14 protein-coding genes and 1 CRISPR repeat array are annotated in these 20212 nt (G+C 65.2%); of the genes, 5 read left to right on the top strand and 9 right to left on the bottom strand.

All coding sequences use genetic code 11. The features are described 5' to 3' along the window. Both Q0627_RS17900 and Q0627_RS17905 read right to left on the bottom strand, forming a co-directional pair. On the bottom strand, positions 1–894 hold an 894-nt coding region (locus tag Q0627_RS17900; protein ID WP_298811768.1), incomplete at its 3' end, for an AMP-binding protein. Between the two features lie 145 nt (positions 895–1039). After that, on the bottom strand, positions 1040–1858 hold the full coding sequence (locus Q0627_RS17905; RefSeq protein WP_291015337.1) for a class I SAM-dependent methyltransferase: 819 nt from the start codon (positions 1856–1858) through the stop codon (positions 1040–1042). A 184-nt stretch (positions 1859–2042) separates the two neighbouring features. Between Q0627_RS17905 and Q0627_RS17910 the strand changes: the two genes are divergently transcribed. The 5 genes from Q0627_RS17910 (at position 2043) to Q0627_RS17930 (ending at position 7443) form a co-directional block, all read left to right on the top strand. Beyond that, positions 2043–2732 (top strand): helix-turn-helix domain-containing protein, encoded by a 690-nt coding sequence (locus tag Q0627_RS17910; RefSeq protein ID WP_291015339.1) that lies wholly within the window; start codon positions 2043–2045, stop codon positions 2730–2732. 124 nt (positions 2733–2856) lie between these two features. Beyond that, entirely contained in the window at positions 2857–4065 is a 1209-nt protein-coding gene (locus Q0627_RS17915; protein ID WP_291015341.1) for an acetyl-CoA C-acyltransferase, read from the top strand. A 2-nt stretch (positions 4066–4067) separates the two neighbouring features. Further along, positions 4068–6146 (top strand): 3-hydroxyacyl-CoA dehydrogenase NAD-binding domain-containing protein, encoded by a 2079-nt coding sequence (locus Q0627_RS17920; protein ID WP_291015343.1) that lies wholly within the window; start codon positions 4068–4070, stop codon positions 6144–6146. 117 nt (positions 6147–6263) lie between these two features. Next, a complete protein-coding gene (locus Q0627_RS17925) occupies positions 6264–6635 on the top strand; it encodes an Lsr2 family protein (protein ID WP_291015345.1) in 372 nt (123 codons plus the stop codon). Between the two features lie 136 nt (positions 6636–6771). Next, positions 6772–7443, top strand: a complete 672-nt coding sequence (locus tag Q0627_RS17930) for a class I SAM-dependent methyltransferase (protein ID WP_291015348.1) — start codon at positions 6772–6774, stop codon at positions 7441–7443. A 71-nt stretch (positions 7444–7514) separates the two neighbouring features. Further along, positions 7515–11903: direct repeats of the CRISPR family, unit length 37 nt; unit sequence GTTGAGACTCCCACCCCGGCGGGCTGCCGGGGTGCAC. 121 nt (positions 11904–12024) lie between these two features. On the opposite strand, the gene cas2 is transcribed toward Q0627_RS17930, so the two are convergent. The 7 genes from cas2 to cas3 all read right to left on the bottom strand — a co-directional run bounded on the left by cas2 (position 12025) and on the right by cas3 (position 19866). Continuing rightward, the gene (cas2, locus tag Q0627_RS17935) at positions 12025–12315 is read right to left on the bottom strand and encodes a CRISPR-associated endonuclease Cas2 (protein ID WP_291013095.1); all 291 of its coding nucleotides are present in this window, start codon (positions 12313–12315) and stop codon (positions 12025–12027) included. Beyond that, on the bottom strand, positions 12312–13328 hold the full coding sequence (gene cas1, locus Q0627_RS17940) for a CRISPR-associated endonuclease Cas1 (RefSeq protein ID WP_291013092.1): 1017 nt from the start codon (positions 13326–13328) through the stop codon (positions 12312–12314). The genes cas2 and cas1 overlap by 4 nt, the downstream gene beginning before the upstream one ends. Beyond that, complete coding sequence (cas4, locus tag Q0627_RS17945; protein ID WP_291013089.1) at positions 13325–13903, bottom strand: CRISPR-associated protein Cas4; 579 nt, start codon at positions 13901–13903, stop codon at positions 13325–13327. Before cas4 ends, cas1 begins: the two co-directional genes overlap by 4 nt. A gap of 1 nt (position 13904) precedes the next feature. After that, positions 13905–14780, bottom strand: a complete 876-nt coding sequence (gene cas7c, locus Q0627_RS17950) for a type I-C CRISPR-associated protein Cas7/Csd2 (protein WP_291013087.1) — start codon at positions 14778–14780, stop codon at positions 13905–13907. 1 nt (position 14781) lies between these two features. Next, positions 14782–16626 carry a type I-C CRISPR-associated protein Cas8c/Csd1 gene (locus Q0627_RS17955; RefSeq protein WP_291013086.1) on the bottom strand — a complete coding sequence of 615 codons (1845 nt, stop codon included), beginning with the start codon at positions 16624–16626 and terminating at the stop codon, positions 14782–14784. Between the two features lie 3 nt (positions 16627–16629). Beyond that, on the bottom strand, positions 16630–17322 hold the full coding sequence (cas5c, locus tag Q0627_RS17960) for a type I-C CRISPR-associated protein Cas5c (protein WP_291013084.1): 693 nt from the start codon (positions 17320–17322) through the stop codon (positions 16630–16632). 207 nt (positions 17323–17529) lie between these two features. Continuing rightward, a complete protein-coding gene (cas3, locus tag Q0627_RS17965; RefSeq protein ID WP_298811775.1) occupies positions 17530–19866 on the bottom strand; it encodes a CRISPR-associated helicase Cas3' in 2337 nt (778 codons plus the stop codon). Positions 19867–20212: the final 346 nt, after the last annotated feature.

Genomic DNA, 20212 nt, shown 5'->3' on the forward strand with positions numbered 1-20212 from the left:
CAGCGGCGCGTACACGATGTAGCTGTGCCCGACGACCCAGCCGACGTCGGAGGCCGCCCAGAAGACGTCACCGGCGTTGATGTTGTACACATTGGCCATCGACCAGGTCATGGCGACGGCGTGACCGCCGTTGTCGCGGACCACGCCCTTGGGTTTGCCGGTGGTGCCCGACGTGTACAGCACGTACAGGGGGTCAGTGGCCGCCACGGTCACCGCATCGGCGGGCGCAGCGTCGGTGGTCTCGACGTCCCAGTCGAGCCAGCCGTCGTAGTCGGCGGCCGAACCGGCGACCTGCTCACGGTCTTTCACGATGACCGTCGTCGGCGGAAACTCCGACAGTTCAAGCGCTTTGGCGACCATCGGCAGGTATTCGATATTGCGGCCCGGTTCGATGCCGCCGGATGCGGTGATCAGGGCGACCGGCTGGGCGTCGTCGATGCGGGTGGCCAGTTCGGGGGCGGCGAAACCACCGAAGACGACGGAGTGGACTGCACCGATCCGCGCGCACGCGAGCATCGCGATGGCGGCCTCGGGGATCATCGGCATGTATACGATGACGCGGTCACCCTTGGTGACACCTTGCGCGGCGAGGACCCCGGCGAACCGGGATACCTCGTCGAGCAGTCGGGTATAGCTGTAGGTGCGGACCTCCCCCACCATCGCCGAGTCCCAGATGAGCGCGGCCCGGTCGCCGTTTCCGGCGTCGACGTGCCGGTCGAGCGCGTTGACGGAGGTGTTGAGTTCGCCGCCCGGATACCACCTGTACAGCGGGGCGGCCGAGTCGTCGAGGGCCTTGGCCGGCGGGGTGACCCAGTCGACGGCGCGGGCGGCGTCGAGCCAGAAGGCTTCCCGGTCGGAGATGCTGCTTTCGAATGCGTCGGCGTACTTACCCATCGGGTACCTCCTTCTCGTCGCGACCACCGTGTCGCGACCCACGTCACACCTTTCCTCAAACTGTATAGGCAGCCACAGTACGGGTGGGCCGCATCGGTGCCGATACGACGACCGGTCGACGCGGCGCGCCGAACGGCAGGCGCCGCTACCGGATGTGCGCGGTCATCAGCAGGTACTCCCATTCCATGACTCCCCCGGCGAGGTACCGGTCGGCGAGCGCGGCCATGGCGGCGTCGAGTTCGGCCACCCGCTCGGGATCGTCGGCGATGTTGCGGAAGGCGACGATCGTCGGGCCGTAGGTGGCCTTGAAGAAGTCCCGGAACTCGGCGCCGTTGTCGAATCTGTCGACGATCAGTTTCTCGGTACGGAATTCGGCATGGGCAAGCTTGTCGCCGAACAGTTTCCGCACATGATCGGCATCGCCCCACAGCACCGGAGCCGATGCTCCGGGCGGTGGGGTGGGTGCGTACGGCTTCATCGTGGTGAACAGTTCACCGATGAAACCCGTTGGGGTCCAATTGATCAGACCGATCCGGCCGCCGGAACGGCAGGCCCGGGTGATCTCGTCGGCACCCCGCTGGTGGAAGGGCGCGAACATCACCCCCACACAGGAGGTGACCACGTCGAAGGCCGCATCGGGCATGGGGAGCGCCTCAGCGTCGGCGGTCCGCCAGGTGATGTCGAGCTGTTCGCGGGCGGCCAGGTGACGGCCGGTGTCGAGCAGTTCGGGGGTCAGGTCGGTGGCGATCACGCTCGCCCCGGTGCGCGCAGCCGGGATCGCGACATTGCCCGCCCCGGCGGCCACGTCGAGGACGGTCTCGCCGGATGCGATGGCCAGCGCCTCGACCAGCCGGGTGCCCAGGGGTGCTATGACATCGGCGACCGCCGGATAGTCACCGGAGGCCCACAATGCGCGGTGTCGTGCCTTGAGGTCGCGGTCGGAGGTGTTGATCGAAATAGTCATGATGGATCACTTTCCTAGGGGTGGAACGGATTTCCACATCCCCAGCATCGGCCGACGGCGGTCGCGGCGACCAGACCACGATCTGTACCGGCTGCGGTTCACAAAATGAACTGGCCGCGGTCGGCCGGGAAGCGTGTACTGGATTGCAGCGGCGGCATTCGCCGAGATCGAAGGGTGTTGCACGATGGCTGGATACGGCCAGTTCTGCCCCGTCGCCAAGGCGATGGAGGTGCTCGACGAGCGGTGGACGATCCTGATCGTGCGCGAACTGCTGCTCGGTAGCCGCCATTTCAACGAGATCCGCCGCGGAGTGCCGCGCATGTCGCCCGCATTGCTGACCAAACGACTGCGGGGTCTCGAACGCGCCGGGGTCCTCAGCCGCTCGGAGGTCGACGGCCGCTCCCGCTACACGCTCACCACAATGGGTCTGGAATTGTTCGAGGTGGTGCAGGCGCTGAGCCGCTGGGGCACCCGCTGGATCGGCGACCTCGGCGACGTCGATCTCGATCCGCACCTGCTGCTGTGGGACATGCGCCGCACCATCAGCGTCGACGCCTGGCCGCGCTCCCGCACCATGGTCGAATTCGGTTTCGGCGACATCACCGGCAAGGCCGCCCGCTGGTGGCTGGTCGTCGACGCGGACACAGTCGAGGTCTGCGATTTCGATCCCGGCTACGACCTGACCGCCCGCGTCGACACCGACCTACGCACCCTCACCGAGATCTGGCGCGGCGACATCGATTGGGCCACAGCACTTCACACCGACCGAATGACCATTCTCGCCGATCCTTCGGTACGCCGGGAACTGCCGGGGTGGATCGGTCAGGGCGCATCGGCGGCAACGCCGCGGCCGGATGCCGCGATCACGGGATAGTGCGCTATCACGGCAGTTGCAACAACTCCACCCGAGAAGCTACCAGCGAGTAACATGATCGGCGCTGAGCGCGGGATTTCCCTGCTCATCCCTTCGGAGAACTCACAAGATTGAGGAGAGTCTGTTGACACGCCCATTGCGCGAGGTCGTCTTTGTCGACGGCGTTCGCACACCTTTCGGTAAAGGCAAAGGCCAGTATGCCGAAACCCGCGCCGACGACCTGGTCGTCAAATTGATCCGTGAACTCGTCCGCCGCCACCCCGAACTCCCACCGGAGCGGATCGACGAGGTCGCGATCGCCGCCACCACCCAGACCGGTGATCAGGGCCTGACGATCGGCCGCACCGCCGCCATACTGGCCGGCCTGCCCGAGTCCGTCCCCGGCTACGCCATCGACCGCATGTGTGCGGGCGCGATGACCGCGGTCACCACCACCGCCGGATCCATCGCCTTCGGTGCCTACGACGTCGCCATCGCCGGCGGCGTCGAGCACATGGGCCGCCATCCGATGGGCGAGGGCGTCGACCCCAACCCGCGGATCGTGTCCGAACGCCTCGTCGACCCGTCTGCGCTGGTCATGGGCAACACCGCCGAGAACGTGCACGACCGCTACCCGGCCATCACCAAGGACCGCACCGACGCCTACGCGGTGCGTTCGCAGGATCTGGCCGCCAAGGCGTACGCCGACGGCAAGATCCAGCCCGATCTGGTTCCCGTCGCCACACCCAGCGCCGAACTTGGATTCGGCCTGGCCACCACCGACGAGCCGATGCGTCCCGGCACCACCGTCGACGATCTGGCCAAGCTCAAGACCCCGTTCCGCCCGCACGGCCGGGTCACCGCGGGCAACGCCGCAGGTATCAACGACGGCGCCACCGCCTCGCTGCTCGCGTCGGAGGAGACCGCCAAGGAACTGGGCTTGCCCATCAAGATGCGGCTGGTCACTTACGCCTTCGCCGGCGTCGCCCCCGAGGTGATGGCCGTGGGTCCCATCCCGTCGACCGACAAGGCGCTGGCCAAGGCCGGCCTGACCATCGACGACATCGACGCCTTCGAGATCAACGAGGCCTTCGCCGTGCAGGTGCTGGCGTTCCTCGATCACTACGGCATCGACCAGAACGACGACCGCGTCAACCCGTACGGCGGCGCCATCGCCTTCGGGCATCCGCTCGCGTCTTCCGGTGTGCGGCTGATGATTCAGCTGGCCCGGCAATTCGAAGAGGATCCGTCGATCCGCTACGGCCTGACCACCATGTGTGTGGGTCTGGGCATGGGCGGCACCGTCATCTGGGAGAACCCCAACTGGAACGGCACCAAGAAGGGCGCGGCCTGATCATGAGCACCCCCATCGACACCCTGCTCGCCGACGTGGCGAAGCTCTACAGCGACGACGAGGTGGTCACGCAGGCGCACCTGCGCAAGGTCACCCTCGCCTCCGGCAAGGTGCTGGGCCTGGTCACCCTCGACAACGGTCTGGACCACACCCGCCCCAACACCTTCGGCCCCAAGTCGCTGGTGGCACTGAACACCGCCTACGACGCGGCGCTCGCCGACGACGCGATCGACGCGATCGCGGTCACCGGTAAGCAGTTCATCCTGGCCGCGGGCGCAGACCTGTCCTCGTTGCAGGCTTCGGGCGCCGCGGGCATCCGTACGATCGCCGAACTCGGCCATGCCGTGTTCCGCAAGATCAGTGGCGTCAAGCCGTCATTCGGGTTCATCAACGGCCTCGCGCTCGGCGGCGGCCTGGAAGTCGCGTTGCACGCCGACTACCGCACGGTCATCGACTCGGTGCCGGCCGTGGGCCTGCCCGAGGTCATGCTGGGCCTCATCCCCGGCTGGGGCGGCGGCTACCTGCTCCCCAACCTGATCGGGCCCGCGAACGCCGCGAAGGTGTTCATCGAGAATCCGCTCAACAACGGCAAGGTCCTCAAGGGAACCCAGGTGTCCGATCTGGGCATCGCCGACGTCGCGTTCAACGGCGCCGACTACCTGGAGCAGTCCCTCGTGTGGGCCGACAAGGTGCTCACCGGTGAGATCACCGTGACCCGCCCCGAGATCGACCGCGGCCAGGCCTGGGACGACGCCGTCGCCAAGGCTTCCGCATTCGTCGCCGGCAAGACCAGCGGCACCTCCCCCGCCGCGGCCAAGGCCATCGAACTGCTGACACTGGCCAAGACCGCCACTGCCGACGAGGGTTTCGCCGCCGAGGATGACGCGCTGGTCGCGATGTCGCAGACGCCGGAACTGCTCGCGTCGCTGTATTCGTTCGATCTGGTGCAGAAGCGGGCCAAGCGTCCCGCGGGCGCACCCGACAAGAATCTGGCGCAGAAGGTCACCAAGGTCGGCATCATCGGCGCCGGTCTGATGGCCTCGCAGTTCGCGCTGCTGTTCGTGTCCAAGCTCAAAGTTCCTGTGGTCCTGGTCGATCTCGACCAGGAACGCGCCGACAAGGGCGTGGCCTATGTGCACGCCGAACTCGACAAGAAGCTGGCCGCGGGGCGGGCGACGCAAGACGGCACCAACCGCCTCAAGGCGCTGGTGACCGGTGAGGTCGACTACCAGAAGGCATTCGGCGACGCCGACTTCATCATCGAAGCGGTCTTCGAGGAAATGGGCGTCAAGCAGACCGTTTTCCACAATGCCGAACTGGTGGCACCGGAGACCGCGATCTTCGCCACCAACACGTCGTCGTTGTCGATCACCGAAATGGCCTCCAAGCTCAAGAACCCCGACCGGGTGGTGGGTTTCCACTTCTTCAACCCGGTCGCGGTGATGCCGCTGCTGGAGGTCATCAAGGGTGAGCACACCTCCGACGCCGCGCTGGCCACGGCTTTCGCGACCGGAAAGAAGCTGGGTAAAACCACCATTCTGGTCAAGGATTCGCCGTCGTTCATCGTCAACCGGCTGCTGGGCCGTTTCATGGGCGAGGTCGGGCGCATCGCCGACGAGGGCACCCCCGTTGCCGTTGTGGATACCGCATTTGCCGGTGTTGCACCGATGCCGCCGTATGTGCTGATCGCGCTCGTCGGACCGGCGATCGCCTACCACAACAACGAAACGCTCACCAAGGCGTTCCCGGAGCGGTTCTACCTGTCGGAGAATCTGCACAAGGTGGTCGAAGCGGGCAAACGGTCGTTCTACGGTTCCGACGGAAAACTCGATCCCGAGGTGGAGTCGCTGCTCGTGGTCGGTGACAAGCAGTTGTCGCCGGAGGAGGTTCGCAGCATCACCCTCGACGGCCTCGCCGACGAAATCCGCAGGATGCTCGATGAAGGTGTCGCGTCAGCTCCCGAAGATATCGATCTGGCGATGATCACGGGTGCAGGATTCCAATTCTGGAATGGCGGAATCACGCAACTCCTTGACCGCGAAGGGATTTCGGAGAAGGTGACCGGACGCAAGTTCCACTGAAGTCACCCCTCGTAAGCTGATAGCCCCGGCCGCCGTCATCGGCGTGCCGGGGCTATTTTTCTGCGAGTTCTCGACGGATGTCGCACATTGTGCGGTAGTTCGGTTACGGTGTAGGACATGGCAAAGATTCAGACAGTCACATTTGTCGACGACCTCGACGGCAAGGAACTCGAACCCGACGATCAGCACACCATTTCCTGGACATGGCTGGGCGTGGACTACCAGTTGGACGTTTCCGGCGCCAACCTCGACAAAATCGAGAACGGCAAAGTCACGGTAGCAAAGCTTCTTGACTCCTCCACCCGTATCGGTGGCCGTAAACGTTCCACCGCCGGCCGGGTGGCGGCGCCCGCTCCGAGCGCCCCGGCGCGAGGCGGAAGTTCCAACACCTCCGATATCCGCGAATGGGCGACGGAGAACGGTTACAGCGTCTCTCCGCGTGGCCGCATCGCCCGCGAGGTCATCGAGGCATACGAAGCCGCTCACTGATTTCTTCTCAGCCCCTGTCCACGGCTGCGGTCCGCACCGACCCTCGGTGTCGGCCGCAGCCGTTCCGGCTTCTTGAGTGCAGCCTTCTTGGGCGACACCTTTGTCACCACCGCACCATTCGTGGGAAGGTCGACGCATGGCACACGATCAATCCCATACCCATTCACCCGGTACGCACTCACCCGGCAGCCATCAACCGGGTAGTGCACCACACAGTGCACAGGAATGGGATGAGCGGTACAGCAGCGCCGACCGATTGTGGACGACACTCGTCAATCCGTCTCTCGTCGACGAGACCGGCGAATTGCCACCGGGAACCGCACTCGACGTCGGCTCCGGTGAGGGTGCCGACGCCCGTTGGCTCGCCGGCCAGGGCTGGCAGGTCACGGCCGTGGACATCTCCCAGGTCGCCATCGACCGTGCCGCACAGCTCGATTCGGGAACCGGATCCGGAATCCACTGGCTACGCACCGATCTCACCGTCGACGACGTACCGGGCAGTTTCGCGCTGATCAGCGCCCACTATTTCCCTATCCCCGCAGCCGATCTCGCGGTCGCGAAGAAGCTGGTGGCGGCCGTAGCACCCGGCGGAACGCTACTCGTGGTCGCCCACGACGAAAGCGGCATCCGCGCACACGGTATCGACCCCCACAACTACGTACAGCCCGCCGACTACAAAGCGCTGCTCGATGACTCGTGGACGATCATCACCGACGAAACCCGCCCACGCTCACGTCCCGCCGGTTCGCCTGCCTCCGGACAGCGCCACGTCCTCGACGTCGTCCTGCGCGCCCGACGGAACCCGTAAGGCACAGACTATTCGTCCTCTTTGAAGCCATCGCCGAGGTCACCGACGAACCCGAGGGTGTATTCATCCTTGTTGAGACTCCCACCCCGGCGGGCTGCCGGGGTGCACGCGGGTGCGGTTCTTGTATCCGTGCGCCTCGTCGACGTTGAGACTCCCACCCCGGCGGGTTGCCGGGGTGCACGGCGCGAGGACTCTATCCCGACTCCGCCGGAACTGGTTGAGACTCCCACCCCGGCGGGCTGCCGGGGTGCACGTGGGACACGCAGTTCCAGTTCCCGCGGTGGGTCGTGTTGAGACTCCCACCCCGGCGGGCTGCCGGGGTGCACCCGCGCGCGGTGTCGCGCTCATAGTTCGCGCGATGGTTGAGACTCCCACCCCGGCGGGCTGCCGGGGTGCACGGTGGTGGTGCCTGTGGTGCGGCCGGCGATGACGTCGTTGAGACTCCCACCCCGGCGGGCTGCCGGGGTGCACCAACCACTGGCCGACATCTGTTGCCACACACGCGAAGTTGAGACTCCCACCCCGGCGGGCTGCCGGGGTGCACGAGGCACAGCCGTGACCGCACATCGGCCCCTCACCCGTTGAGACTCCCACCCCGGCGGGCTGCCGGGGTGCACGCCGTACGGTTCGCGGCCCACCGACCCACCCGCAGCGTTGAGACTCCCACCCCGGCGGGCTGCCGGGGTGCACTACGAAAAGTGGTGGCCTGAACTCCATGTGGGCGTTGAGACTCCCACCCCGGCGGGCTGCCGGGGTGCACGGCCGAACAAAGGGCGCTATTCGAGGTGGGGGCATGTTGAGACTCCCACCCCGGCGGGCTGCCGGGGTGCACCTACGTGGCAGGCCCCATCACCGGCCTGCCCGAGCTGTTGAGACTCCCACCCCGGCGGGCTGCCGGGGTGCACGCTCAAGCAGGACTACGACGCTGAGAAGCTGCAACGTGTTGAGACTCCCACCCCGGCGGGCTGCCGGGGTGCACCAGGTACGGCGATTCCTTCTCGACGGCGACGAGGAGGTTGAGACTCCCACCCCGGCGGGCTGCCGGGGTGCACGGTGTCGAACACTGCCTGCCCGCCGCCGGTGCCGAGGTTGAGACTCCCACCCCGGCGGGCTGCCGGGGTGCACACGGATCCTCAGCCGAGCGATTCCGGGCCAACATCGAGTTGAGACTCCCACCCCGGCGGGCTGCCGGGGTGCACGCCGCATTCTTGGCCTATGACGGTCCGCAGACGGAGTTGAGACTCCCACCCCGGCGGGCTGCCGGGGTGCACGGTTCGTCGGTCGGGATGCACAACGCCTGCAACAGGTTGAGACTCCCACCCCGGCGGGCTGCCGGGGTGCACCGCCGTTCGGGCTGTATCCGCCCGAGTGTTCGCTGTTGAGACTCCCACCCCGGCGGGCTGCCGGGGTGCACGGTTTTGTCGTCCATCACCAGGTGTCGGGTCAAGCCGTTGAGACTCCCACCCCGGCGGGCTGCCGGGGTGCACTCGGAACCGCCACCGCCACCAGCCCGGCCGTGGTGTTGAGACTCCCACCCCGGCGGGCTGCCGGGGTGCACAGGCCGCAGTATGGCCGAACCCTGTACGGGCGGGTGTTGAGACTCCCACCCCGGCGGGCTGCCGGGGTGCACGATGTGCTCCTTGTCCAGCAGGATGGCGAGCTTCTGTTGAGACTCCCACCCCGGCGGGCTGCCGGGGTGCACGATCGACCGGTCTTGCGGCATGAGCGCGGCGAGCAGGTTGAGACTCCCACCCCGGCGGGCTGCCGGGGTGCACGATACGCGGTAGTGCGGGCGGGCAAAGCGGAGATGGGTTGAGACTCCCACCCCGGCGGGCTGCCGGGGTGCACCAGCTGCTCGGCGACAACCAGGCCCTTGCGACCGCCGTTGAGACTCCCACCCCGGCGGGCTGCCGGGGTGCACCCCGGCGGGGACTGTCGGCTGCGACGATCCTGAGGCGTTGAGACTCCCACCCCGGCGGGCTGCCGGGGTGCACGCGCCCGCCGACAACGCCGACGACCCCAAACCGGAGTTGAGACTCCCACCCCGGCGGGCTGCCGGGGTGCACGACGCCGCGCAGCCCGATTCTCACCATTGCGGGATTTGTTGAGACTCCCACCCCGGCGGGCTGCCGGGGTGCACCGCCGCAGATGGGGCAGAGCTGGGACCACTGCGCACGTTGAGACTCCCACCCCGGCGGGCTGCCGGGGTGCACGGCAGCCCGGGTGACAAGACGATCGAGCTGGTCAAGTTGAGACTCCCACCCCGGCGGGCTGCCGGGGTGCACCTCCGGAGCATCACCCTCCTCGGGGTCGGGGCCCATGTTGAGACTCCCACCCCGGCGGGCTGCCGGGGTGCACCCTACCGGACACCGAACGGTTGTCGTTGGCGAAGTTGAGACTCCCACCCCGGCGGGCTGCCGGGGTGCACGGCCGGGATCAATGCGGCCCTTGACGCCGCGACGTTGAGACTCCCACCCCGGCGGGCTGCCGGGGTGCACTTCGGGCAAGTCTGGTTGCCTGCGTGCCCACTCGGAGTTGAGACTCCCACCCCGGCGGGCTGCCGGGGTGCACACGAAACGGTATCGGCTCGGGCGTTGCGCGGCGACGTTGAGACTCCCACCCCGGCGGGCTGCCGGGGTGCACACTACGATTCTCCCCAACCCCACCCCCTGACACGGAGTTGAGACTCCCACCCCGGCGGGCTGCCGGGGTGCACGGCGAACGCCGCCGACATGGAGCAGGTCATTTGGATGTTGAGACTCCCACCCCGGCGGGCTGCCGGGGTGCACGTGCCCGTCATCAGCGTTCCACCGGCGCGGGTGAAGTTGAGACTCCCACCCCGGCGGGCTGCCGGGGTGCACAGCACGACGTGTACACATACCAAGTGCGAGAAGGGTTGAGACTCCCACCCCGGCGGGCTGCCGGGGTGCACGTCCGTGATGTCGGCGTCGTCACCCTCACCGACACCGTTGAGACTCCCACCCCGGCGGGCTGCCGGGGTGCACCTGATCGTGCAGCGGTAGAAGCGGCGTACGCCGAAGGCGTTGAGACTCCCACCCCGGCGGGCTGCCGGGGTGCACCTGTCCGTCATCCCCCGCGCACTGTCGGTGGAGATGGTTGAGACTCCCACCCCGGCGGGCTGCCGGGGTGCACGCCATTCGACGGGCTGGTTGCACATGGGGCATGGCGTTGAGACTCCCACCCCGGCGGGCTGCCGGGGTGCACGTCGTCGTGGACGGGCATGGTCGGTGACCTGTTGATGTTGAGACTCCCACCCCGGCGGGCTGCCGGGGTGCACCGCCGGCTGCGGCCACGATGGTGTGGGTGTCAGTCATGTTGAGACTCCCACCCCGGCGGGCTGCCGGGGTGCACGCGGTGTCCTGGTCGGCCCACACCAGTGCGGTGAGGTTGAGACTCCCACCCCGGCGGGCTGCCGGGGTGCACCGCCGGAACACGTGGGAGGTCACCCACTCGAACTCGTCGTTGAGACTCCCACCCCGGCGGGCTGCCGGGGTGCACGCGACCGAGGGGTCGTGACGATCCGATGGGCCAAGTTGAGACTCCCACCCCGGCGGGCTGCCGGGGTGCACGTTGGTGGGCTTCTGCCGCTCCTGCAGGAGCGGCAGTTGAGACTCCCACCCCGGCGGGCTGCCGGGGTGCACGACAGGCTGCGTTCACCCAGCCGTACAAGGCGGCGTTGAGACTCCCACCCCGGCGGGCTGCCGGGGTGCACGGCCGATCAGGAGCCGTCGTGGAAGTGGGAGGCGGTTGAGACTCCCACCCCGGCGGGCTGCCGGGGTGCACCTCAGGCTCGGCCGCATCCGTCCGCACATGATCACGTTGAGACTCCCACCCCGGCGGGCTGCCGGGGTGCACCGCGCGTTTTTCCTCCACCGACTCGCGCGTCGGTTGTTGAGACTCCCACCCCGGCGGGCTGCCGGGGTGCACGATGACGGGTTGAGACTTCGGGGTCCGCGGACGACGTTGAGACTCCCACCCCGGCGGGCTGCCGGGGTGCACCGACATGTCCAACCCGACGACCTTGGGATGGACACAGTTGAGACTCCCACCCCGGCGGGCTGCCGGGGTGCACCGGAGTGCGGTGGCATCTCGTCGGATGCGTGTGCGGGGTTGAGACTCCCACCCCGGCGGGCTGCCGGGGTGCACGTGGTAGCTCTAGCGGGTACGCTATCGGCCACGAAAGTTGAGACTCCCACCCCGGCGGGCTGCCGGGGTGCACGTTGGCCAGAGCCAGCTACACCACCAACCCGAGGAGTGTTGAGACTCCCACCCCGGCGGGCTGCCGGGGTGCACCAGTACATAGCCCTCATGGTCCGTATGCGCCTACTGGAGTTGAGACTCCCACCCCGGCGGGCTGCCGGGGTGCACAGTGGTCCGACATCCTGGAGGCCGCCGGTTGGGTGTTGAGACTCCCACCCCGGCGGGCTGCCGGGGTGCACTGCATCTGACCTGCCCGTTTGGACAAGAGACTGCGCTCAGCCAGGTTGAAGCGTGGCTGATGGGTCTGATGTTACACATGTTCTGGGGAGGGCGCGCTGAGGCTGGCATCACTGCTCGTTCTCAGAGAGTCCAGGCATCGTCGAACGGCAGTTCGCGGCGTTGGCCGAGGTGAGTGACCGTACTGAAATCTGCAGCATGGATCAGGTAGATGCGAAGGCTGTCGTGGGCGGGGTCGATGACGGCTTTGAGTTTGGCGGTGAGTCGCGCGAGGTCGGTTGGGGAACAGACAATCTCGAAAACGGAGTATTGGACGCGTTGGCCGAAACCTTCGCAGATCTTGGCTACTTTCCGGAGGCGACGTTTGCCAGCGTCTGTCGTGGTGGCGACGTCGTAGGTCAGAACGAGGTTCACCGGATCACCAACTCGTGTGGCTGGTACATGGTGCCAGAACGAAGTGCATTGGCGAGGACGTTCGCTTGCGCGATGGGGACTGCAGCGTTCGGCAGCGCAGCTCGGGCGGCACGTAGGTTGCAGTCACGTTGTCGGTGTTGATGCCAGGCGTTCATGACAACCTCACGACCTTCGTCGGTCAGTGCAACGGCCCCGGTGAGCTGTGATTCGAAGTGAGTATCGCGGAGTTGTTTCCGGTTGAACAATGAGACGGTTAGTCGGTCGGCGGCCGGGCGGAACTCCTCCATCAGGTCAAGGACCAGTGACGGCTGGCTGTCCCGGTCGCCGTGGAGGTAGCCGCAGTACGGGTCAAGGCCCGCCGCGTGAATCGCTCCATGGACCGACAGACGAGTCATCGCGTAGAGGAACGAGAGGGTCGCGTTCACGGGGTCAGTGGCAGGACGACGATGTCGTCCGGGGAAAGACTGCGCCTTCAAGACGTTCCCGAACTCGGCGAAATATCGACGTGTGGCAGCACCTTCGATACCAAGTGCGGTGGCACGGTCGGCCTGGTCGAGCGTTAGGCGATCATCGTCAAGCTGGGCGGCGGTGGCATGCAGCGTACGCGCTGTGTCTTGGTCGGCGTCGCGTGCCCACTGTCGCAATGCCCATCGCATCTGGTTGATCTTCCCTGCCACTATTGTCCGGGCAAGTGCGTTGCGTTGCTCGTCATCGAAGTGAGCACGGTACTGGTACCTACGAAGTTGTCCGCGGCCGCTGTCGGGGCCTTCGATGACTGCGCGGGGCTTCCCGTAGAGGCTGAGGATCGCGATCGTCCGGCCATCTTCCGCACAGCGTGTGAGAAGTGGGGTCGAGATATCGACTCCACTGAGGACGGCGATGGAGTCGATTGCATTCAGTGGTAGACGTCGCGGTTTCGCGTCGTCACGGAGCGCTCGCACAGCGTCGCCGTCGAGGATGAGCCGCGTGCCAGGGGTGTGAACGAACAAGGTGCGTAGGAAGTAGGAGGTCACAGCCACTGCACTCCCCGTGGTTGGCAGGCGTTCTGCACACTGCATGAGGTGCACAGTCGCGGTTGGTAGGCGGCCGGAATGGTGGCCTGAAGCGCGACGCGCGCCTCGGCGATCAGGTTGATCACCGCGTCTCGATACTCGTTCACGCGTACGAGTTCGCGTCGCTTCTCTTTGGTGATGTAGATCGCCACAGCAGGGACCAGTGTGTGCAGCATTTCTTCGAGACATATGGCTTGCGCGATGGTTTGAGCGATCGTCGGAAATAGGTTTCCGGCTCCTCGGCCGCGTTTGTGCTCGACCGGCATCAGGATCCCGTCGGCGGCGCATTCAATCGCGTCGGCGATGCCGTAAATGTGATGAACGTGGCTGACGAGGGCGACGTTGTGGTGGACCGTGACCCCGCGACGGTGGTCGGCACCGCCTGCGTCGACGCGGGTGTGACCTGATGTTCCCTCTACCGTGATGTGGTTGTCTGCCCACACTCCTTCGCGAAGGAGTGAAGCCTGCCGTGGGCAGTAGGCGTAGTGCTGCAGCGTCGAAAGGGTCAACCACTCGGCGTCGCCCTCGTCGCTCATGTCATAGGACCTGTTTGAAGGTCACACCGGGCTTGACCTCGCCCTCGACGGGCGGGGTGATGGTGTAGTCGGCGCCGGTCGTCGGGATCTCCTTGTCGGTCGTCTTGGTGATCTTGATCGAGTCGAGGAGGGTGCGGGCCGGCGCGTTGCCGAGTGCGTTGGAGTGGCTGAACACGAACAGGTTGCGAACCGAGACGTCAGGTCGTGCCGCGCTGCGGGTCACCTCGAACATGTTGGTCAGGGTCGACCAGAGCGCTTCAAGGTCTACGCTGGTGACCTGGTTGTTCCGGGTGGGCTGATAGTGCACTCGGCAGGCATAGAGACCGTACGGAATCACAGTCTTGCTGCCCATCTGGGAGGCGTTGTCCTTATTCTCCTCCTTGGTGGAGGCCGTACGCGTGATACTGAGGTCGATGGGGAGGACCGGGTCGAGCGAGCGCGCGATGCCGATGGTGACCGGCCCAGTGATCTTGCCAGCCGACGCGTTGCCAGTGCTCATGACAGCACCGAACATTCGCACGTCGAAGTAGTTCTCGACCATGTAGGAGCCAGCCTTTGCGACTGAGTCACCCTTGACGTTCTTACCCTTCTCCAAGCCAAGGGTGTCGTACGCGTCCTCGAGTTCGGCGTTAAGTGCGACTCCGCGACGGATGAAGATCCGGTTGTGTTCGGCAGGAAGGATGCCCTCATCGATCTGGAACTGGATCGCGTCGCGGACCTTGCGTTTGATACTCACGTCGGAGACCAAGCCGTGTCCGGTGTCGAGGTCGGTGCGGGGCTTGCCCGCGTTGTCCGGGTCGCCGTTCGGGTTGGAGTCGTACGCCTCGAAGAGATAGAGGGCGTCGTGTTTGACCGTGGGGTCGCTGTGGGTGGTCATCTCAGTCTTCCTTGGCCGTCTCGGGTTGGTTGAACGATGCGGATTGGTCTTCCTTGGCGGCTTTCGCAACCTTCCAGGCGTCGAAGTTCGCCTGTCGCTGCTGGTGGTAGCCAGCGATCCAGAGGGCTTGGTCCTTTGCTGCGAGGTGACCGGGGGCGCCCTCTGGTTGCCGGGCGTGGAGTTCGTCGAGTTGCCTCTCGAAGCGAATGCGGGCTCCCTTGCCCACTTTGCGTCCGACGGCATTCAGGTGTTGTTGCGCGAGCACCGAGAGCGCGTGGTCGACGCTGGCCGGGTTCGACGACGCGCGCTCGAAGTAGCGGTCGGTGATCGTGGCGTTCACTTCTCCCCCGAGCGCTTGCCGTTGGAGTGATTCCCGAACCGCGAACAGGCGTCCGGACAGGAAGGCAGGATCGTTGCGATCCTCGTCGAGATACTGGGTCAATGGGTTCTCCTTGAGGAAACTCCTGTTGAGGGTCAACCGGATAAGCGCGAATCGGGCTGCTTGACGGGCTCGGACGGTCCCGACCACCCGAGCGTCGTCATGCTTGAGATAGTGAACTTCGGCCTGAGCACGGCGCAGGGCAGCGAGGAGCAGGGCCGGAGCCGGCGCGGATCCGGTGAGCGCACATCGAAGAAGCTGGTCTCGAGCACCCTCTGGTGCCGTTCCGCCGTTGGTGTCGGAGGGGACGTAGGGACCGCAGCTGCGGGCTATCGCGGAAACAGATCGGTAAGGCCGTTCCCGGTCTGGGCCGCCGATGCCGTCGAACCACGCGGCGACGTTCTCCTGTGCCTGTTCGACGGGGATGTCGATCCATCCACGAACCACGAGACGGGCGACGTTTCCTGAGAATGTCAGCGCATAGAAGCGGTCAGCCGCATCAATCTCACCCACAGGTCGACGGCCACGTTCTGGGGCAGCAACGAACCCCGCTACCTGAGCGGGCTCAGGCTGCTCAAGGACTCCGAAACCCAGGTCGTCGTCGGTGGTCCACCAGATCGTCGCGGTCGGGTCGCCGCGGTAGCCCCAGCGGTGGTCCTGACTTCCAGCGAGTTTGTTGAACCCAGTGACCGCACCGGAGGCACAATCCACGCAGATCGGGGCTGACTTCAGGCCAACGCCGCGGGCTCCTCGTGAAGCAGCAGGAAAGTTGGTGCTCAGGAGGGCGATGTTAGCCGTGCTGGTCGCGGGGATGAGCGCTCCTTGAAGGGACTGGGGCAGGGTGTCGACGGTCGGTTTCATCTGACTGCACGAGAGACACACTTGGGTGTTCCCAGTGCCGGATTTCGCGGCGGTCATCTGCTCGGCCCAGAACCTCTTTGCCATAGCACGAGAGTGCAGCGGAGCGGTGTCACCGACTTGGATGGCGATCGGGTCCAAGTCCAGTCGCTTACTGCTGAACTCATCGAGAGCTTGGATGCTTTGCTCCAGTCCAGGGCTCCCGGCCTTTCGCCAGCGAAGGAAGGTGTGGGCGTCCGCGTCGTCGTTGGCGTCGGCATAGTCGGCGAGTAGATCGTCGAATGCGTTGCGTTTCGCGACCGCTGCAGCGTCTTCCTTCGGTTGTTTGGAAGGATCCTTGGCGATCTTGGGCCTCCCGAGGACGTAGCCCGCGTTATCGCAGGCGAGGAACGGCACCACCTTCACAGTGCGCACCATCGCCGGAACCGAGTCCGACCTTGCCACCATCTTCGGTTTGCTGCTCGTCCGGTCCTGCTCGTAGCGGGAGACAAGGTATCCATGGCTCGCGTCGTCACTGACGTGCAGCATGAAGCCAAGCTTCTTTTGGTCATACCCAACAGTCGGAGCTCCGTCGAGTGCCGCATACTTCGCCAAGGCTGTAAGCAACACGGCTCAAACCCCCGCCTTACCGGCTTCAGCCATCAGCCCCGCACGAGGGATGTCAAGCACACCGTTGACGATCTTGGCATCGAACCAGTCGTAGGTTTCCGCACCGGTCTGCTCGTTGTAGTTGATGCTGTGAAGCATGACCCCCAGGTCCTCGTTCCAGGTGATGGGCTTGGTGTCATCTGCAGGTGTCACGTCCGCGTGGAACTCGCGCATGCCGAGGAAGGGCTGCCGGAACGACTGTCCGCGTTCGACACGTCGAGTGAACTGGGCACGCCATTTGGCCGGGTCTTGTTCGACGGCGTCAGGGTGGACCCAGACGTTAGCGTGGATTCGGTAGTGAACGTCACGGAGCATGGTTGTCATCCGCTGCTGTACCGCGTTGTCGACGTCGAGGTAGCCACGGGCGAGGTGGTCACGCGTGATCGCTGTTTCGCTCTCGTTCCGCCTCATGGTCGTCCATGAGACCTTGGCGAGAACCTCGATCCGCTCGATCACCCACCTGAACTGCGGTTTCCAGAGCGTCGCGGACAGCAGCCCGACCGCGGCCGTGGGAGTCATAACCGGGTAACTCACTCGTTCGCTCACGAGTTCTGGCCGAGTAAAGCAAGCAAAGTCCCCGCGTGCTTGGACGCGGATGCTCGGGTAACGGAACGTGTCGGGAGCGGTGAGACCGCTCCAGTCGTGGTGAACGCTCATAGTTCGAAGGTACTCCATGTTCCTTTTATCGTCTTAGATCGCGAAAGTTCGAATATTTCGAGATGAAAACGAGGCGTGCGCTGCCCCTCCAAGCTATGAGAGGAAGGGCAGCGCACAGGTGTCGATCTCCGACGACAAAAGGTTGAGACTCCCGCCGACCCTGTTGGTCGGCGCGGCTCCAATGTAGTTGCAGAGACCGGTCACCAGTCACCAGATCGTCGCCTCCGACGGGGCCTCGACCACGACGCCGCATTCAGGGTCGTACTCCCCCGTCCAAAGCAGGGGTCCGCCCGCTAGTTGCTCGGTCATGCCTGGATACCGCTGAATGAAGGCTCGCGGGATGGAGGCGCTCAATGCCGAGACTGTTCGTCGCTCGGCACGCGACATCACGTACGCCGGGTGACACAGGCGCTCGATCAAGGCGTCAAGGGCCACTCGATCGGTCTCGTCGATCGGGTCATTGATCAGCACCGCGATCGAGCGGTCATCGATCATTTGGAAGCTCGTACGCGTTGCTTCGAACTTCAGTTTCTCTCGATGCTCCCGGATGGTGGTCGATGGGCTCGCCTGGCCACCGCCGTGATAGCTCCCGTAGAGAAGCGTGTAGTAGTCGGCCATCGCTGTTGGATCACCGAAGCACGGTGGCGAACCGGCAGCGGATTGCTGCGGGATAAATATCGCTCTGGTGTGTTCGGTGGCGGTCCGGTAGGCGCCCGACGGGCCGCGGGGGCTGAGGGGCTGGAAGACGACGACTCGCCCGCCTGATGTTCCCAGACGCCCCTCTCGGTTGCAGCGGCCGGCGCTTTGCACCACGGAGTCCGCCGGACCCAGTGCGCGGAACACCACGGGGAAGTCGATATCGACGCCTGCCTCGATCAACTGGGTCGAGATCAAGATGATCGGCTCATCATTTGCCAGGCGCGCTTTGGCCTCCTCGAGCACCACTGCCCGGTGCCGGCTGTACATCCTCGTCGACAGGTGGAGTACCACGACCCCGTCCCCCGCAGTGCTCTGGACAAGACGGTGGAGCCGCTGTGCGTCCGTCGTCGTGTTGACGATCGTCAGTGCCTGGCGCTCACTGCTCAGTTCGTTTGCGATGTCTTCCCAGGGCTGTTCGGCAGCGCGTACGTCATAGCGAACTCTCCGGGTGATCGGCGGTATGTAATCGACAGGCGCCAGATCGATGGGCTTCAGTTCGGCCCATTCGGGCAGACTCCAGAACGAGGGTTGCGTCGCTGAGGAGAGCAAGAACGTGACGCCGTAGTGGTCGCTGAGTTCGCGCATCATCTGCAAAATCGCCGGCACCAACTCGACCGGCAACGCCTGCACCTCGTCGATGATGACCACCGAGTTGGCGATCCGATGCAGTTTTCGGGTGGCTCGGGGGCGGTTATCGAAGAGCGACTCCAACAACTGGACCGTCGTGGTGACGATGAACTCGGCATCCCAGTTCTCGGCGGCGAGACGACGCCACGGGTTATCGGCGGTTGCATCGTCGAGGATGTTGGAGTGATGCTCCAGGACGATCTCGTCGCCGAGGTCCTGAAACATCTGACGGTAGACGTTCGCGTTCTGTGTTGTGATCGATGTGTAGGGCACAGCGACGATCACGCGTCTCTTCTCAGTCTTTACGGCATGGCTCAGCGCGAAGATCGCCGACGACATCGTCTTCCCCGAACCGGTCGGGGCCGGCAGTCGGTAGATCCCCGAATTCAGCGGCGATTGCTCACCTACCGTGCGTGCCCGCTCGAAGTAGTCCCACCGCATCGCCCCGACATCGTCGCCCGCAGCGGGGTGGCTGCCGTGTTTCCCGGCGTAGGCACGAACGAACTCCTCTCGAAGCGATTCCATGCCGTGGGTTTCCGATCGCGCCGGTGTCCCTGACCCGTTGAAGTGGCCGGCGGTGTCCAGGTAGTCCGCATCGACCAAGGCGGAGTGACACATCCGGGTGAACAACTCGTAGTCCAAGCGTTTATGAAGCCACTCGGGAAGCGTGACGTTGTTTGCAAGCTCCCGGAGGTCGAAAGGGACTTCGTCCTCAATCAGGGTAACCAGTGCGTCCAGATGACCAGGGAACCGATTCATCCAATTCAGCGCCGCACGCACAGGAACGTACGGACTCGGAAGGTCCGGGATCTGATTGTGGTGGCCAAAGTTCATCAACGCCATCACCCTGGCAGCTTCGACGTTGCCCGCCTCCAGCAGCAGACCAGCAAGCGCCGCGCCCTCAAGTTTGTGCGGCGCACCGAGTTTCGCACCGCCATCGACCGCACGTGCGCGCAGCGCATCCTGAACCTCCGCAGTCAGCTTCCCCGCATCATGCACCAGGCCCGCGAGCCGACACAGGGAGGAACCACCGAACGGCGCCGCGAACTCGGCGGCCAACTCCGCCACCGCCACGGCGTGGTCCGACCACAAGTGCCACACACTTTTTCCGGTTTGATCCGGCGTGTGCGCGTACAAACATTGCTCCGTCGAGAGTGGCCGCACCGGCACCACTTCGTTGCGATCTCGGACACCGTGCTGGTCCTGAATCTTGGTCACGAGATGACCATCCCACAAGCGTCTGACATTCTTGTTTGAACGCCACTACGACCGGTAACGCGAACTCAAACGCCTGTCGTTTCGGACCCGGCCAGCGGGCTCCATTTCGGATCCCCCTGTTCGGCGGCTTGAGCGCCGAACCAGACCTCGGTCTCCGGCAGCAGCCGGAAGTCGATCCGCCAGGCATGCCAGAGCGGTGCTCAGACCTCGAAAGCGGAGGGTGTTGGTGGGTAGATCAAGTCTCAAATGCATTCAGGCGCCGGATCCGTTGGATCCGGCGCCTGAATCAGAGTAGCGGGGACAGGATTTGAACCTGCGACCTCTGGGTTATGAGCCCAGCGAGCTA

Origin of the sequence: uncultured Gordonia sp. (assembly GCF_937858515.1) — a bacterium.
Taxonomy (GTDB): domain Bacteria; phylum Actinomycetota; class Actinomycetes; order Mycobacteriales; family Mycobacteriaceae; genus Gordonia.

Excerpts from the sequence above, each read along its gene's own strand:
- Q0627_RS17910 (WP_291015339.1), top strand. The coding sequence starts at position 2,043 with ATGGCTGGATACGGCCAGTTCTGCCCCGTCGCCAAGGCGATGGAGGTG.
- cas4 (WP_291013089.1), bottom strand. The coding sequence starts at position 13,903 with ATGAGCGACGAGGGCGACGCCGAGTGGTTGACCCTTTCGACGCTGCAG.
- cas7c (WP_291013087.1), bottom strand. The coding sequence starts at position 14,780 with ATGACCACCCACAGCGACCCCACGGTCAAACACGACGCCCTCTATCTC.
- cas5c (WP_291013084.1), bottom strand. The coding sequence starts at position 17,322 with ATGAGCGTTCACCACGACTGGAGCGGTCTCACCGCTCCCGACACGTTC.
- Q0627_RS17920 (WP_291015343.1), top strand. The coding sequence starts at position 4,068 with ATGAGCACCCCCATCGACACCCTGCTCGCCGACGTGGCGAAGCTCTAC.
- Q0627_RS17930 (WP_291015348.1), top strand. The coding sequence starts at position 6,772 with ATGGCACACGATCAATCCCATACCCATTCACCCGGTACGCACTCACCC.
- Q0627_RS17905 (WP_291015337.1), bottom strand. The coding sequence starts at position 1,858 with ATGACTATTTCGATCAACACCTCCGACCGCGACCTCAAGGCACGACAC.
- Q0627_RS17925 (WP_291015345.1), top strand. The coding sequence starts at position 6,264 with ATGGCAAAGATTCAGACAGTCACATTTGTCGACGACCTCGACGGCAAG.